Source organism: Flavobacterium chryseum, from assembly GCF_004362015.1.
In the GTDB taxonomy this organism is placed as follows: domain Bacteria; phylum Bacteroidota; class Bacteroidia; order Flavobacteriales; family Flavobacteriaceae; genus Flavobacterium.
This window is the reverse complement of sequence record NZ_SNWW01000011.1, coordinates 92,473-107,572: the sequence shown is the minus strand read 5'-3', so window position 1 is coordinate 107,572 and position 15,100 is coordinate 92,473. Positions and strand designations below refer to the sequence as shown.

General features: G+C 33.1%; 16 protein-coding genes. 10 read left to right on the top strand and 6 right to left on the bottom strand.

Translation table 11 applies throughout. The annotated features are described in order from the left end of the window. Positions 1-5: 5 nt before the first annotated feature. The 6 genes from EV143_RS18580 to EV143_RS18555 form a co-directional block, all read right to left on the bottom strand. The gene (locus tag EV143_RS18580) at positions 6-1,136 is read right to left on the bottom strand and encodes an MFS transporter (protein WP_243739912.1); all 1,131 of its coding nucleotides are present in this window, start codon (positions 1,134-1,136) and stop codon (positions 6-8) included. Between the two features lie 215 nt (positions 1,137-1,351). Then, on the bottom strand, positions 1,352-1,699 hold the full coding sequence (locus tag EV143_RS18575; protein ID WP_133509440.1) for a cupin domain-containing protein: 348 nt from the start codon (positions 1,697-1,699) through the stop codon (positions 1,352-1,354). A 53-nt stretch (positions 1,700-1,752) separates the two neighbouring features. Beyond that, entirely contained in the window at positions 1,753-2,625 is an 873-nt protein-coding gene (locus EV143_RS18570) for a sugar phosphate isomerase/epimerase family protein (protein ID WP_133509439.1), read from the bottom strand. A 33-nt stretch (positions 2,626-2,658) separates the two neighbouring features. Then, complete coding sequence (locus EV143_RS18565; RefSeq protein WP_133509438.1) at positions 2,659-3,207, bottom strand: NADPH-dependent FMN reductase; 549 nt, start codon at positions 3,205-3,207, stop codon at positions 2,659-2,661. Positions 3,208-3,226: 19 nt separating this feature from the next. After that, positions 3,227-3,688, bottom strand: coding sequence for an IS200/IS605 family transposase (gene tnpA / locus EV143_RS18560; RefSeq protein WP_133509437.1), 462 nt, complete (start codon positions 3,686-3,688; stop codon positions 3,227-3,229). A gap of 310 nt (positions 3,689-3,998) precedes the next feature. Beyond that, the gene (locus EV143_RS18555) at positions 3,999-4,358 is read right to left on the bottom strand and encodes a membrane lipoprotein lipid attachment site-containing protein (RefSeq protein WP_133509436.1); all 360 of its coding nucleotides are present in this window, start codon (positions 4,356-4,358) and stop codon (positions 3,999-4,001) included. 280 nt (positions 4,359-4,638) lie between these two features. Between EV143_RS18555 and trmD the strand changes: the two genes are divergently transcribed. The 10 genes from trmD (at position 4,639) to rlmF (ending at position 15,075) form a co-directional block, all read left to right on the top strand. Then, on the top strand, positions 4,639-5,322 hold the full coding sequence (gene trmD, locus EV143_RS18550) for a tRNA (guanosine(37)-N1)-methyltransferase TrmD (protein WP_133509435.1): 684 nt from the start codon (positions 4,639-4,641) through the stop codon (positions 5,320-5,322). Positions 5,323-5,557: 235 nt separating this feature from the next. Continuing rightward, positions 5,558-5,908, top strand: coding sequence for a 50S ribosomal protein L19 (gene rplS / locus EV143_RS18545; RefSeq protein ID WP_132036021.1), 351 nt, complete (start codon positions 5,558-5,560; stop codon positions 5,906-5,908). 277 nt (positions 5,909-6,185) lie between these two features. Next, entirely contained in the window at positions 6,186-8,408 is a 2,223-nt protein-coding gene (locus tag EV143_RS18540; RefSeq protein ID WP_133509434.1) for an NADP-dependent isocitrate dehydrogenase, read from the top strand. 207 nt (positions 8,409-8,615) lie between these two features. Then, positions 8,616-10,997, top strand: coding sequence for a TonB-dependent receptor (locus EV143_RS18535; protein WP_133509433.1), 2,382 nt, complete (start codon positions 8,616-8,618; stop codon positions 10,995-10,997). Between the two features lie 37 nt (positions 10,998-11,034). Beyond that, on the top strand, positions 11,035-11,862 hold the full coding sequence (locus tag EV143_RS18530; protein WP_133509432.1) for a DUF4249 domain-containing protein: 828 nt from the start codon (positions 11,035-11,037) through the stop codon (positions 11,860-11,862). 4 nt (positions 11,863-11,866) lie between these two features. Continuing rightward, entirely contained in the window at positions 11,867-12,385 is a 519-nt protein-coding gene (locus EV143_RS18525) for a GyrI-like domain-containing protein (protein WP_133509431.1), read from the top strand. Next, a complete protein-coding gene (locus EV143_RS18520) occupies positions 12,354-12,794 on the top strand; it encodes a DUF1572 family protein (RefSeq protein ID WP_133509430.1) in 441 nt (146 codons plus the stop codon). The genes EV143_RS18525 and EV143_RS18520 overlap by 32 nt, the downstream gene beginning before the upstream one ends. Positions 12,795-12,898: 104 nt before the next feature. Next, a complete protein-coding gene (locus tag EV143_RS18515; RefSeq protein ID WP_133509429.1) occupies positions 12,899-13,561 on the top strand; it encodes a thiamine diphosphokinase in 663 nt (220 codons plus the stop codon). A gap of 89 nt (positions 13,562-13,650) precedes the next feature. Then, positions 13,651-14,013: a hypothetical protein gene (locus EV143_RS18510; RefSeq protein ID WP_133509428.1), complete on the top strand. Its 363-nt coding sequence runs from the start codon at positions 13,651-13,653 to the stop codon at positions 14,011-14,013. A 111-nt stretch (positions 14,014-14,124) separates the two neighbouring features. After that, on the top strand, positions 14,125-15,075 hold the full coding sequence (gene rlmF / locus EV143_RS18505; protein ID WP_133509427.1) for a 23S rRNA (adenine(1618)-N(6))-methyltransferase RlmF: 951 nt from the start codon (positions 14,125-14,127) through the stop codon (positions 15,073-15,075). Positions 15,076-15,100 lie beyond the last annotated feature (25 nt).

The following is a 15,100-nucleotide window of genomic DNA, read 5'->3' as shown; positions in this document are numbered from 1 at the left end:
GCATTCTATTTTTTAGATTTGTAAGTAAGTCCATAAACTATAAATGCGAATAACGACAAAAGAGCGCAACCAATGGTTACCGCATGCCATCCTCCTAATTTCCATAATAATAACCCATAAGCTGATCCGGCTGCCGTTCCTAAAAAGCTAAACGACATAAATACTGTATTTAATCTGTTTCTGGCTTCCGGAAGTAATGAATACACTCTGGTTTGGTTTGAGATGTGAACGCCCTGAATTCCTATATCAAGAAATACAATTCCGATGGCAATGCCTATTACGCTCTCTATTGAAAAATAAAAGATAAAGAAACTAATACACATTAATAAACAACCATAACCTACTGCAATTCTAGGATCTTTTTTATCTCCCATTTTCCCAACCAAAGGCGCTGCCAAAGCTCCGGAAGCACCAACAATTCCGAACAAACCAATTGTTGCGCTATTAAAATGAAAAGGTTCTCCTGAAAGAAATAAAACCATTGTAGTCCAGAAAGCACCAAATTGTGCAAAACTAAATATATTGATTAAAGTAGCTTCGCGTAAAACTGGCTGTGTTTTTATTAAGGTAAAAAGCGATGTAATTAACTGACCATATGTTCCCTGAAATTGAGGTTTGTTAACCGGGAATTGTTTCTGAATTACAAAAAAGATTAAAAGACAAATTCCGGCTGCGATATAAAACATCGATCTCCAGCCTAAAACCTGACCAATAAATCCGCTTAAAGTTCTGGAAAGTAAAATCCCGACCAATAAACCGCTCATAATAGTACCAACGACTTTACCGCGCTGCTCTGGCGCTGTTAAAGAAGCGGCTAAAGGCAAAATAAGCTGCGGAACAATTGATGTGATTCCTACTAGTAAAGAAGCAATTTGCAAAATAAAAAAACTCTTGGCTGTAGCTGCAATAAGCAACGCAATTACAGATGAAAAAGTCGTTATGAGGATTTGCTTTTTACGTTCGATTTTGTCGCCTAACGGAACCATAAAAAACAACCCGATAGCGTATCCTGCTTGTGTAAGATAGGTTATAGTTCCCGCGTTAGCTTCCGGAATTTTAAATTCGTTGGCGATTAAAACAATTAAAGGCTGGCAGTAATAAAGGTTTGCAACTATAAGTCCAGTGCAAGCTGCCATAAATAAGACATTCGTTTTGGATAAATTCATAGTACAAAAATACCATCAATATTTAATCTAACCTTATAATTAAAGTTATTTTTTTTTTAAACATCTGTGTAAATCTGCGTCTTCGAGATAACGAATCTGCGTCATCAGTGTTCTAAAAAGTGACGCTGATTATACGGATTCGCTATCGCGAAAACGCGGATACTTACTGATTTTCTTTATTTAATCTATTTCAAAAAATCTTCTCTCACAGGACTAAAAACATCTGTCAGAAGTCCGCTTTCTAAACAAACTACTCCGTGAATTGCGTGAGGCGGAATATAAAAACTGTCTCCTTCTTTTAATGTTTGAGTAACTCCGCTAATTGTTACGTCAAATTTACCGCTCGAAACATAAGTTACTTGCGAATGGTAATGTTCGTGTAAAACTCCAATTCCACCTTTTTCAAAATGAACATTTACTAACATTATCTTATCATCATAAGCCATGATTTTGCGCTTAATTCCTTCGCCAACCACTTCCCATTCTAATTCATCTCCTTTTATAAATTCCTTACTTGTACCGAAACTTTGCATATTGTATTTTTATTAAGTAGCTACAAAAATAATCTTTTTATATGGTTTTTCTTCTAAATCAATTCTTTTGCAATATAAGAACAGCTTGTTTTTATAGATTCAAAAGAGTTTCCTGCAAAATTATTTTCCTGTTCTACAAAGAAATGTTTCATTCCTGATTGCTTTGCTTGCTTGAATATAGTTTCAAAATCAATTAAACCAGAACCTACTTCTGTATTTAAAGCCTGATTAATCTTATCCATATCTTTAACATGCCACATTGTAAAACGTCCGGGATTTGCTGCAAACAATTGCAACGGATCATTTCCTGAACGAACAACCCAATATAAATCTAACTCAAAATAAACCAGATCTTTATCTGTTTCATTTAATAAGATTTCATAACCTGTAATTCCATCATGTTTTTCAAACTCAAAATTGTGATTGTGATAGGCAAGTTTTAATCCTGCTGCTGCACACATTTTAGCAGCCTCACTCAAACGTAAAGCAATCTTTTTATAATCGTCACTATTTTTTCTAAAAGGTTCATCAACCCAGGGAATGGTTAAAAATTCACTTTTTAAAATTTTTGCAGCTTCGATTGCGGCTTTGAGTTCCGTTGTATTTCCATCATACAAAAAACTGCCTAAATTATAATGACCACTCACGGCTTTTAGTCGGTTTGTGTCTAACATTTTTTTTAGTTCAATTGGAGATAATCCCCAAAACTGATCTTTTATAGAAAATCCATAAGTTTCAACCGTAGTAAATCCGGCACGTGCAACTTTTTCTAAAGTCGATTTTACATCTTTAGAAAGTTCCTCCCGTAAAGTATATAATTGCAAACCAATTTCATTCTTATTCATACTAAAAGCAAAGGATGGAAAAGCCAAAACTGCTGTCGCGGCCAGACTTGTATTGATTAAAAAGTTTCTTCTTGTGGTCATTTTATTTTTTAATAGAACAGTAAAAATAAACTTTTATTCCTGACTATCAAGGAATTGATTCTCAAAATTATTGATGAAGTCTTGAAGTGCCTTTACAGTTTCTTCATTTATAATTTGACCTTCATTGTTTATTTTGCCTCTAATGCCTTGTATCAAAAGCTGATTGCTTTTTTCAAATTTAGCTTCAATAGTTTTCATTAGTAGTAAAAGCTGTTCATGTCCCATTTCTCCAGAAGCTGAAGCAGTTATTAACCCCACTTTTTTATTTGAAAAAACAGTTGTCGAAACGCACCATTCTAAAACATTTTTTAAACTTCCGGGTAAACTAAAAACGTATTCCGGACTACAAATTATGATTCCGTCAGCATGAAGTATTTTATTTCTAAAATGAACAACTTGCTCTGGCGGATTTTCGGTATCTAAATCTGGATTGAAATGAGGAATTGCAGCTAAATCTTCGAATATCTGAACTTCAAATGATATATTGATTTGTTCGGAAATATATTGCAAAATTTTGTAGTTGCTGGAGTTTTTTCTTGTACTACCTGTTATAGCAAAGATTTTTGTTTTTGAATTTGGCATTATCTCTTTAAAATCATTTTTAAATTAATTCTTTAAAAATAAACTTTTCATCATAATTTATTTCAAATTTTTCAAGAAAATCAATATACTCTTCCTTAAAAGTTTTCTTTTTATGATGCAATTCTTGTTGTTGAATATAATTAATCACTGCTTTTAATTGAGACTTACTATAAGAGAATGCTCCGTAGCCTTCCTGCCATTCAAAATGATAATTTACAAACTTACTTTCGTTTATCCACTTTGAGGAGTTTTGCTTAACCAATTTCATTAAATCAGATATAGATTGTACAGGTCTAATTCCAACTAAAATATGAATATGATCTGAAACACCGTTTATGGCTAATAATTTATGATTGTTATTTTTAATGATTCCGGAAATGTATTTATACAATTCATCTTTCCATTCATTTTTTATAATAGCCTGCCTATATTTTACTGCAAAGACAAAATGAATATGTATTTGAGTGTATGTGTTTGCCATAAATATATAGTCCCTACGGGACATTTAATTGTAATAATTATTTCTACCAATATATTATTCCTAACGGAATATTAAAAATGAGGATTGTATATAATATAGTTTTATATACAATCCTCATTCAGCAAATATAAATTTTATTTTTAAGAATAAGATTACAAAAAATATTGATTTATATTTATATAGATTCTTAATGAAAAATCTTGAAGTTTTATGATGTTCCACTAGGAACAAAATATTGGTAGAACAATAGGCAACATCATTCTTGTCCCGTAGGGACTATATAACAGTATTTTTATTTTTACAATTGGTATTATTTCACACTAACCGCATTATCATCAATACCAATTAGTTTTTTAGCATCAATTTGTTGTGGAGGATATTCTTGTTTTTCATTTCTCCAGGAAGAAACTTTTCCTTCATTATTAATGTATACAAATGTATATTTCCAATAATTAGTACCTACTATCGTAGAACCATTTTGATTTGTATATATCTGATCGGCAAAAATAAGGATTTCGCCATTGGCATCATTAGTCAAAGTACGAACCGGAGCTCCTAAATTCTTCATAATACTTCTTTTAGACTGCCCAACCCATTTATCTCCATCAGTTCTAGAGCTCGAACAGGCGGATAGAATTATAGCGGCAGTTAATAAAATAATCTTTTTCATAGAACTATATTTTTGGTGTTTTTGGTGAATTATTCGATCTAATGAATAATACTATAATGATAGTTGGTATTTAAAGTAAAAAACTTACATAAAGATAATTAAATTTTACATAATTAAAATGTACTAAATTAAATTTCAATTAATTAGATGTTAAATTTAATATTACGCATATCTATTCTCTTATCATTTTTGAATAGCAAAATGAGTCTATCTGATTTTGTTTTTAAAATTCTCAAATAATTACTTTGTATCTTTGCGGCTTAAATTTTGAAGAGAAACAATGCGAATTGATATTATTACGATTTTGCCGGAATTATTAAAAAGCCCTTTCGAGGCTTCGATTATGAAACGCGCCATAGACAAAGGTTTGGTGGAAGTTCATTTTCATAATCTTCGCGATTATACGACTAACAAACAAAAAAGTGTTGATGATTATCCTTTTGGCGGAGGCGCCGGAATGGTTATGACCGTTCAGCCTATTGATGCTTGTATTACGCATTTAAAAAGCAAACGTGAATATGATGAGATCATTTATATGTCACCAGACGGAGAAACATTAAACCAGAAAATGGCCAATACCATGTCGATGTATGAAAACATTATCATTTTATGCGGACATTATAAAGGTGTTGATCAGCGCGTGCGCGATCATTTTATTACCAAAGAAATTTCTATTGGAGATTACGTTTTATCTGGTGGAGAATTAGGCGCTTTGGTTTTATCTGATGCTCTAATCCGATTAATTCCGGGAGTTTTAAGTGATGAAACTTCGGCTTTGACAGATAGTTTTCAGGATAATTTACTTTCAGGACCTATATATACAAGACCCGCAGATTATAAAGGATGGAAAGTGCCGGAAGTTTTAACGAGCGGTCATTTTGCTAAAATTGATAAATGGCGCGAAGATATGGCGTATGAACACACAAAGAACAGACGACCGGATCTTCTCGAAGGACAGGATTAGTTTCAAGTTTCAAGTTATTTTTGTTTCTGGTTTATTCGCAAAGTAATTCAACTTGAAACCTGAAATCTGAAACAAAAAAACACTCCTAATAATCAATTTATCAACAACTTAAAATAATTTACAATTTACAATTTATAATTCATAATTATTTTCTACATTTGCACCCGAATTAGACTAACCTCTGGCGAGATCCGTGAATGTTGCTCTATTATAAAAACCATAATTATAAGATATCATGGCAGATTTAATGAAATTCGTTCAAACCGAATTAGTTGAGAAAAAAGATTTCCCTGTTTTTGGAGCTGGAGACACTATCACAGTTTACTACGAAATTAAAGAGGGTGAAAAAACAAGAACTCAGTTTTTTAAAGGAGTTGTTATTCAAAGAAGAGGTTCTGGTAACACAGAAACTTTTACTATTCGTAAAATGTCTGGAGCTATTGGAGTTGAGCGTATCTTCCCAGTAAACTTACCAGCTTTACAAAAAATTGAAATCAACAAAAAAGGAGCTGTACGTAGAGCTAGAATTTTCTACTTCAGAGAACTTACTGGTAAAAAAGCTAAGATTAAAGATAAAAGAAGATAATCAATTATCTCTTTGTTATAAAAAACTCGTTTCAAGTAATTTGAAACGAGTTTTTTTTTGACTCTCATTTTCAAAGTAACAAAACTGCAATATTTTAATACCAAAATCGTCGATTTGACAATTTAAAGGCATCGAAATAACAATCTGTCAATTTCAGTATTTCTCACAAAAACGCAACCGTTTTCGGACTGATTTTATTATATTTGCTCCGCTCATTTTGAGCCGACTATACCTTTACATCGCTCTATCTGGCGATACGATTATAAAAAAAAAAAAAATGACACAGAATTCAAAAATTTATTACACCTTAACTGATGAGGCGCCTTTGTTAGCGACTTATTCTTTTTTACCAATTGTTCAGGCTTTTACAGCTACGGCTGGTATCGCAATCGAAACAAGAGACATTTCGTTAGCAGGAAGGATTTTATCTAATTTTCCTGAAGTTCTAACAGATGCTCAAAAAACAGGAGATGCTTTGGCTGAACTGGGTCAATTAGCGACACAACCAGAAGCTAACATCATCAAATTACCAAACGTTTCTGCATCGGTACCGCAATTAAAAGCGGCTATTGCTGAATTGCAATCTCATGGTTATAAAATCCCTAATTATCCCGAAGAGCCTCAAAACGATGCTGAAAAAGAAATTAAGGCGAAATATGCTAAAGTTTTAGGTTCTGCTGTAAATCCTGTTTTACGTGAAGGAAACTCTGATCGTAGAGCTCCAAGAGCGGTTAAAAACTTTGCAAAAGCAAATCCACACTCTATGGGTGCATGGTCTGCTGACTCAAAAACAAAAGTAGCTTCAATGCCAAATGGTGATTTTTACGGAAGTGAAAAATCATTAACAACTACTGAAGCAAATGATGTAAAAATTGAATTCGTTGCAAAAGATGGAACAACTACTGTTTTAAAAGCAAGTACTCCTCTAAAAGCGGGTGAAATAATTGATAGTTCTGTTTTAAGTGTAAAAAAATTAAAATCTTTTGCTGCTGATGTCATTGCTGAAGCAAGAAAAGAAGGCGTTTTACTTTCTGTGCATTTAAAAGCTACAATGATGAAAGTATCAGATCCAATTATCTTTGGCGCTATCGTTGAAGTATATTTTGCTGATCTTTTCAAAAAATACGAGACTTTATTCAATGAATTAAATATTGATACAAGAAATGGTTTAGGTGACATCTACGCAAAAATTGCCGGAAGACCTGAGCAGGCTGAAGTTGAAGCTGACATTACTAAAGCGATCGAAAACGGACCAGCTCTTGCAATGGTTAATTCTGAAAAAGGAATTACAAACTTACACGTTCCATCTGATGTTATTGTTGATGCTTCTATGCCAGCAATGATTCGTACTTCAGGACAGATGTACAATAAAGACGGAAAACAACAAGATACAATCGCTGTTATTCCAGACCGTTCTTACGCTGGAATTTATACTGCAACTATTGATTTCTGTAAAAAACACGGTGCTTTTGATCCTAAAACAATGGGAAGTGTTCCAAACGTAGGTTTGATGGCTCAAAAAGCTGAAGAATACGGATCTCACGACAAAACTTTCCAAATTCAAGGTGAAGGAGTTGTTCGCGTTATAGATAACAAAGGAACAGTTTTAATGGAACAAGCAGTTGAAACAAATGACATTTTCAGAATGTGTCAGGCGAAGGATGCTCCTATTCAGGACTGGGTTAAATTGGCTGTAAACAGAGCTCGTTTATCTAGCACTCCAGCTGTTTTCTGGTTAGACGAAAACAGAGCACACGATAGAGAATTGATTGTAAAAGTTCAAAAATATCTTAAAGATTACGATACTACAAACTTAGATATTCGTATTTTAAACCCTGTTGCTGCTACTGAATTTACTTTAGACAGAATCATCAAAGGTTTAGATACTATTTCTGCAACAGGAAACGTGTTACGTGATTATTTAACTGATTTATTTCCAATTTTAGAATTAGGAACTTCAGCTAAAATGTTATCTATCGTTCCGTTAATGAATGGTGGTGGATTGTTCGAAACTGGTGCAGGAGGTTCTGCTCCTAAACACGTTGAGCAATTTACAGAAGAAGGATATTTACGTTGGGATTCATTAGGAGAATTTTTAGCGCTAGGTGCTTCATTAGAGCATTTAGGACAGTCTTTAAATAATTCTAAAGCAATTGTTTTATCTGAAACTTTAGATGAAGCTAACGATAAATTCCTTGCTAACGATAAATCTCCGGCTCGTAAAATTGGTCAGATTGATAATCGTGGTTCGCATTTTTATCTTGCTTTTTATTGGGCTCAGGCTTTAGCTGCTCAAAATAAAGATGCAGAATTGAAAGCTATTTTCACTCCAATTGCTGCTCAGTTTGAAGCTAACGAAGCCAAAATCGATGCTGAATTAATTGGTGCACAGGGTAAACCTCAAACACTTGGCGGTTATTACCAGCCAACGCCAGAGTTAGTAAGCAAAGCGATGCGCCCTAGTGCAACATTCAATGCAATTCTTGCTGAAATAAAATAATAAAAATTATCTTTTTATATATTTAAAAAAGACAATCTTAAACGGTTGTCTTTTTTTTTGCAAACACAGAAAACATTTTAAAAGCAACTTTTAGAAACAAGAATTATGAAAGTGTAACAAATAAAAATATTCTTAACTAATGTTTAACATACGTTCGACGTTAATATTTAGTAAGAATTATTAACTATGTGCATCAAAATCTAGACAATGATTACAAAAAAAATTGGCCTGCTTTTTATTCTTCTTTTAACGACTTTAACTTCATTTTCTCAGGAAAAATTTACACTAAGCGGTACTATCACCGATTTTAAAAGCAACGAAACCTTAATTGGCGTGAATATTTATGTTCCGGCTTTAAAAATTGGAACTACAACAAACGAATATGGTTTTTACTCACTTACAATTCCAAGTGGTGAACATCAGGTTGAAATTAGTTATGTTGGTTTTCAAACCGTTCAAAAAACTATTGTTTTAAATCAAAATACAAAAAACAATTTTGCATTAAACGAAGGTGGCGAAGAACTTCAGGAAGTTGTCATTACTGATAATAAAGGTAAAGTCAACATCAAATCGCCAGAAATGAGCGCCAATAAACTCTCTATTGCAACCATCAAAAAAATGCCTGTAGTTATGGGTGAAGTCGACGTTCTTAAATCGATTTTATTACTTCCGGGTGTTACCAATGCCGGCGAAGGTGCTTCAGGATTTAACGTGCGAGGCGGTGGCGCTGACCAGAATTTAATTTTATTAGATGAAGCAACTATTTTCAATTCTTCTCACGTATTTGGTTTTTTCTCTGTTTTTAATCCCGATGCTATAAAAGATTTAAAATTATATAAAGGTGGAATTCCAGCGCGTTATGGCGGAAGAGCTTCTTCTGTTTTAGATATTTATCAGAAAGATGGAAACAGCAAAGAATTTCATGTAAATGGCGGAATCGGATTAATTTCAAGCCGAATTCTTGCCGAAGGTCCGTTGGTAAAAGACAAAGGTTCTTTTTTAATTGGAGGAAGAGCTTCTTATGCCCATTTATTTTTAAAATTATCAGAAGAGAACAAAGATAACTCCGCTTATTTTTATGATTTAAATACCAAATTGAGTTATAAATTAAACGATAATAACAGTTTATATTTATCGGGATATTTTGGCCGTGACGTATTTAGCTTAAACAAGAGTTTTACTAATATTTACGGAAATTCAACCTTAAATCTTCGTTGGAATCATTTGTATTCTGATAAACTGTTTTCGAATTTATCCTTGATTTACAGTGATTATTATTACGGACTTGATTTAGATTTCGTTGGATTTAAATGGGATTCCGGAATCAAGAATTACAATATTAAATACGATTTCAAAAACTATATTTCAGATAAATTCAAGTTGAATTATGGCTTAAACGGAATTTATTATGAATTTAATCCCGGAACCATCAAACCGACAAATGATAAATCGGGTATAAATCCGGATCAATTAGATAAAAAATACGCTTTTGAACCTTCTGTTTATATTGAAGCAGAAAATCAGCTTTCGAAAAAAATCACGGTTTCTTACGGATTGCGTTATAGTTTGTTCTATCGTTTAGGAACTTCGACAATTAATCTATATGAAAATAACAATCCGGTAGTTTTCAATTCAGAATTGCAGATTTACGAAAAAGGAACTCCAATTGGTACTGAATATTACGGCAAAAACAAATCTGTTAAAAATTACAATAACTTAGAACCTCGATTTTCAATTTCTTATCAGCTAAATGATGATCAGGGAATAAAAGCGAGTTACAACAGAATGGCACAATATCTTCAGTTAATTTCGAATACGTCATCGCCTACTCCACTCGATGTCTGGATGCCGAGCGATAATTATATCAAACCACAAATTGCTGATCAGGTGGCGCTGGGATATTTTAGAAACATTAATAACGGAGCCTATTCGGTTGAAGTTGAAAGTTATTACAAAGAAATTCAAAACCGTCTGGATTATATTGATGGCGCAGATTTAATTGCCAATAATGCAATCGAACAAGTCATTCTAAACGGACAAATGCGTTCTTATGGTTTAGAAATTATGTTCAAGAAAAACGAAGGTAAATTCAACGGATGGATTTCTTATACATTATCAAAATCAGAACAACAAACGCCAGGAAGAACACCGGAAGAAACGGGAATAAATAATGGTCAATGGTATAATTCTGCTTACGACAAAACACATAATCTTGCCGTTACCTCTGCTTACACATTAAACGAAAAATGGTCTTTTGGTGCCAACTTTGCACTGCAATCAGGGCAGCCGGTTACGTATCCAAACGCTCAATACGAATATTTAGGCATTACCGTTCCTAGTTATGGTTTACGAAACGAACATCGTTTGCCGGCTTACCATCACCTTGATATTTCGGCAACTTTAACACCTAGAAAAAACAAAGACAGAAACTGGAAAGGCGAATGGGTTTTTAGCATTTACAATTTATACAATCGTCAAAATGCAGCTTCTATAAACTTCCGTCAAAATGTAGATACCGGCTATAACGAAGCGGTAAAAACATCTATTTTTGGAGTTGTGCCGGCTGTCAGTTATAATTTTAAATTTTAAAAATCCTTTTCTTAAAAAGAAAATAAAAATATTGATCATGAAAAAAGCAATCTTATTAATCGTATTTCTTATATCGATTTTCTTTACAAGCTGCGAAGAAGTTGTTGATGTTGATTTAGATAACGCTCCGCCAAAATTAGTTATCGAAGCTGCAATAAACTGGCATAAAGGAACAAATGGCGCGCAACAAACCATAAAATTAACTACCACAACAGGTTATTTTGAAAATGTAATTCCAACCGTTTCTGGAGCTACCGTTTTTATAGTAAATAGTACCGGACAGCAATTTAACTTTGTTGAAGTTCCTAATACTGGCCGTTATGTGTGCACTAATTTTAAGCCTGTTATAGACGAGCAATATATTCTGACTGTTATCAGTAACGGAAATACGTACACCGCCAATGAAACCATGAAATCAATCGCGCCAATTACGCGTCTTGAACAAAATGATGAAGGAGGTTTTACAGGAAAAGATATTGAAGTAAGAGCATTTTACAACGATCCGGCTGATGCAAACAACTATTATTTGTACAAATACGAATATTCTAATAAAGTAACATCCAATTATTATGTAGATGAAGATAAATTTTTTCAGGGCAATGAATTTTTTAGTCTTTCGGATGATGATGAATTAAAAATTGGAGACAAAATTTCTTTAACACATTATGGAATTTCTAAACAGTATTATAATTATATGAGTATTTTAGTTAGTATTGCCGGCAGTAATTCGGGCGGACCTTTTCAATCTCCTCCTGCAACCGTAAAAGGCAATATCATCAATACAACCGATAAAGATAATTATCCTTTAGGCTATTTTTCGCTTAGCGAAACAGATTCAAGAACATACACCATAATAGCGCAGTAAAAAAATGGAAGCCAGAATTGAAAATTTAACCGAGAAAAAGTTAATTGGAGATTATAGTGAAATGAATTTCATCGAAAATAAAACCTTTCAGCTTTGGAGCGGTTTTATGCCAAGAAGAAAGGAAATTAAAAATTCAGTCGATTCAAATTTATATTCGCTTGAAGTTTTCCCTGTTGGGCATTTTGATAATTTTGATCCCAGCAATTCTTTTCAAAAATGGGCCGGAATAGAAGTTTCTGATTTTGATGAAATTCCATCAGATATGAAAACCTTAGTTATTCCTGATGGTTTATATGCCGTTTTCACACACAAAGGTCCACAAAGCGAAGCACATAAAACCTATCATTCTATTTTTGTTGAATGGCTGCCAAATTCTCAATATACAGTTGATGAAAGGCCTCATTTTGCCGTAATGACCGAAAAATACAAAAAAGACGATCCTGATTCTGAAGAAGATATTTGGATTCCGATAAAAAACAAAGTTTACAAATATGCTGATAGAAACTATAAAGTCGTTATTTAACCGAGATCTCAATAAACTGAAAACCGAAATTGAATCCTATCAGGACGAAAGTAAAATTTGGGCTATTGATAAAAATATTTCTAATTCGGGCGGAAATCTTTGTTTGCATTTAATTGGAAATATCAAGACGTACATTGGCGCAGAACTGGGCAAAACAGATTATGTTCGCGATCGACCTTTAGAATTTTCATTAAAAAATATTCCAACATCAGAACTAATCAGCAAAATTGAAGATACTATTATAGTAGTAAAGAATACGCTCGATATTTTAACCGAAGCTGATTTAGAAGCTATTTATCCTCAAATTATTTTCGAAAAAGAAATGACAACAGGATTTTTCCTTGTACATCTTTCCACACATTTAGGATATCATTTAGGTCAAATTAATTATCACAGAAGATTGATTTAATTTCAACTTTTTTTGGCATTGCTTAAGTTTTCAATCTAAAGTCTAAAATCAGCAATCTAAATCCTTTGGTTTCGTACCTTTGCAGCACATTCAAAAAAAGTAACATGTCATCACACCATATTGTTCGCGACGATCAGGAACCTGCTTTAATTATTGCCAACGGAGCCGCTTGCAATTCTGAATTATTAGGACAATTACTTGAATGGTCTCCGCTTGTTGTGGTTCTTGATTCTGCAATGGAAAGAGTAATTAAATTAGACATTAAAGTTGATGTGCTTCTGGGTGACTTTGACCGGGGTTTTGATCCTGAAATTTATAAAACTTCTCAGTATCCAATTGAAATTGTTTACACACCAGATCAAGATAAAACCGATTTAGAGAAAGCTTTTGATTATTTAATTGAAAGAAAAATTCCAGCCGTAAATGTCGTTTGGGCAACCGGAAGACGTGCCGATCATACTATTACAAACCTTACTAATATTGTTCGATACCGAAATTTACTTAAGATTGTAATTCTCGACGATCACTCCAAAATATTTTTACTGCCCAATAGATTCGAAAAGTGGTACACGGCCAAAACGCCAATTTCATTAATTCCAATTGGAGTTGTAAACGGAATTACTTCTACCAATTTAGAATATCCGTTACAAAACGACACCTTAACAATTGGCTACAGAACCGGAAGCAGCAATGCCGTGGCACAGGACGGAATTGTATCAATCACACACAGTAATGGCGATTTATTGTTGATGGAATGTATTGACTAAATTATTTGACAATTTGAATATTGAGTTTAATTTAATCCAAACTCCATTGTAATGGAACGTTACCAGAAATTGCTTTAAGCCTTCAACAAATGAGCAAAAAATTCAATAAAATAAAATATCTTCCTATTTATATATTCATAGGCGCAGTACTCTTTTCGTTTATAAATACATATTTTAAATCGAGAACTGTGCATTTTGAGAAATACGATTTTGTGATAACCAAGATTAATGACACTCCAACTGGTAGCGCCATCCCTTTACAAAACGATTCTGAAATGAATTTGTGGCAATATAGTTTTTATCCCAAAAGTATTATTAAGGTTGGTGATTCAATCCATAAAGGGTCAGAAGAAAAATATTTATATATTTTTCGAAAAGACGAAACCAAAAATTTTATTTTAATTGACAGTATCCAGCCAACGGGAATATATTCCTGGAGTTATAAACCTTAAAAAACTTCTGTCAACATCTAATACAACCAATTTAGACAATAAACGAACGGGAAGTTTTGGCAAGAACTTTTCTAAAAAGGAATGACTATCTTTGCACCCAAATTCAAAAAAATGAAAGCAACAGATAATTCAGAAAAAAATATTTTACATCCTCGAAATCTTCACCGTTCCCGTTATGATTTCGAACTTCTTATCGCGAATTGCCCTGAACTAAAAAGTCACGTTGCGATCAACATTCACGGAAGTGAAACTATTGATTTCAGTAATCCTGTTTCAGTTAAATTGCTAAATAAAGCATTATTACAAACGTATTACGATATTCAAAACTGGAGCATCCCTAAAAATTATCTTTGCCCGCCAATTCCTGGAAGAGCAGATTATATTCATTATTTAGCCGATTTATTAGCCGAAACTAATGACGGAATTATTCCTCAGGGTTCATCTGTTTTAGGTTTAGATATAGGAACCGGAGCCAATTGTATTTATCCTATTTTAGGAAATGCTATTTATGAATGGAGTTTTGTAGGTACAGATACAGATCTATACGCTATTCAGAATTGCAGTAAAATTATTGAAGCTAATCCAAAATTAATTGATGCGATAAGCTTGCAGCAACAAACAGAATCACGCTTTATTTTCAAAAATATTATTACTCCCGAAGATCGTTTTACATTTACGATTTGTAATCCGCCTTTTCATGCTTCTGCCGAAGATGCGAACCAAAGTACCATACGAAAAGTATCCAGTTTAAATCCAAAGGAAAAGAAAAATACAAATCCAGTTTTAAACTTCGGAGGTCACAATGCAGAATTATGGTGTGAAGGTGGCGAAATTGGTTTTGTAACGCAAATGATTTATGAAAGCGCAAAATATGCGATGCAATGCTTATGGTTTACAACATTGGTTTCAAAAAGAGAAAATTTATCAAGCATTTATAAAACTTTAAACAAAGTAAATGCAGCTTCTATAAAAACAATTGATATGGCGCAAGGTCAAAAAACAAGCCGTATTGTTGCCTGGACTTTTTTAAGTGAAGCTCAGCAAAAGTCTTTTAAAATTTAAGATTGCAAAATCTTATTTTCTAATT